The organism is Neisseria sp. HMSC078H04, assembly GCF_001838135.1.
Lineage (GTDB): Bacteria > Pseudomonadota > Gammaproteobacteria > Burkholderiales > Neisseriaceae > Neisseria.
In genome coordinates, this window is record NZ_KV835831.1 from 1 (window position 1) to 1,879 (window position 1,879).

General features: G+C 55.1%; 1 protein-coding gene. It reads right to left on the reverse strand.

The annotated features are described in order from the left end of the window. The coding region (locus HMPREF2560_RS04310) for a DUF6531 domain-containing protein (RefSeq protein WP_283122218.1) at window positions 1-1,879 on the reverse strand (1,879 nt) is incomplete at both ends.

Genomic DNA, 1,879 nt, shown 5'->3' on the forward strand with positions numbered 1-1,879 from the left:
AAGGTCTCTTTGCTGCCGTCGGGATAGAGGGCGAGGGTGAGGTTTTGATTGGTGTCGTAGTGGTATTCGGTGTGCTGTCCCAGCGCATCGGTAATACGCGCCAGCTGTCCTTCGGGGGTGTAAGAGAGTTTGGTTTCGTAACCCGAGCAGTCGGTAATCCGGTCGGGCTGATGGTTTTCGTTATAGTGGTATGCGGTACTGTTGCCGTTCGGATCGGTTACCGACAGCAACAGACCGTTGCCGGCATATTCGAAACGGGTGATGTGTTTCAGCGGGTCGGTATGGGTCAGCAGGTTGCCCACTTCGTCATAGGTATAGCCGTGGTAACGGCTTTCGGCATCGCTTTTGCGGATCAGTCGGTAGTTGTCGTCATAGTCGAAATGCAGGATGACGCCGTCCGGACGGGTAATACTTTCTACCTGGCCTTCGTTGCTGTACTGATAACGGGTAACGCGTCCCATCGCATCGGTATGGCTGAGCAGACGGCCCAAATCGTCGCGTTCCATCAGGTTGGTGCTGCCGTCGGCAAACACCCGTTTGGTCAACTCATTGTTGTAATCATAATGATATTGCTCGGTACGGCCCAATATGTCGGTTACTTCGGTATAACCTTCGTGATAGGTAAAACGCCATTCCTCGCCCAAAGAAGTCCGGTTGCGGATGACTTTGCCGGTCGGGGTGTAATGGTCGTATTCGTATTCCGATACCAATCCGGCCGCATCCGTATGCGACACCATCAGATTGTTCTTATAGCCGAAGCTGCGTTTGACATTACCGTCGCGGCCGATGACGCGGATCAGGTCACCACTGCCGTTGTATTCATAGCGGACCAGCGGCGTACCGACCCGAACGGTTTCACCAAAGGATGGTAAACCTTCCAACAGCGATACCGACAGCAGCCGCATTCTAGGCGACTGCTCATCGGCCACATTGCCGAAGTTCAGCGAGAACACCCGGCCGTTGCCGTCGATGACGTATTGCGGCAGACCGGTCAGCGGATGATAGACGAAACGCTGATGGTTACCGTTGGCGTCTTCCACCGCGACCAGCGGGAAGAGGGTGGAATCTTCATCCGAACCGTCTTCCGCCACCACCAAAGGCGCAAAGCGCAGCGCTATCGAACCGTCCAGCGAAGCGATGACATAATGGCCGTCCGGATTTTTGCTGAACCAAATCTGTTCGCTCTCAAACAATACCGGCTCTTCGTCATCTTCATCGACTTCCGGCAAAGGGAACAAACGGCCCTGATCGTCGATATAGGCCAATCCGGCCGCATCGCGGATGATGCGCTGGCAGCCCGGTACGCTCCAACCCTCGCCGAGCCAGCCGGTACCGTCTTGGTCGGAATAATAGCTGCGGCTCCATACCAGCGGCAGGATGCCTTCAAAGGCAAAGTCGGTTTCGTTTGCCAAAAACTTCAAACCGTGTATCGGATTGACCGGACGGCCGACACCTACCGCACCCTTACAGGACAAACAGGTTTTAGGGGGGAGTCTTTTGCTGAACTTGCCGTTCATATGGAACATATCGCCGGTACGCACGATATAGCGTTTGCGGATTTTAACCGAGGAAGAATGACGCATCGGCCAGGCCGGTTTGGTGGCAGTACGGCTTTTTACCCCTTTACGGCCCGGAAGGGCGATTTCGTCGCCATAAGTTTTGTCCGTCTTACTGGCATTAAAGACAAAAGCAGGCTTGCGGTTGAGGCGTACGTTTTTGGCGACGGTTTTGGCACCGCCGAGGTCGGCAAAGAGTGGGAAGGGGATGGGTGGAACGGAAGGCGGAGCGGGAGGAGGAGGCCAGCAGAAATCGGGGACGGTAAAGACAACGCGGAACTTGCTGCTTTTACGGGCGATTTTATTGACGGCCATGGGGTGCT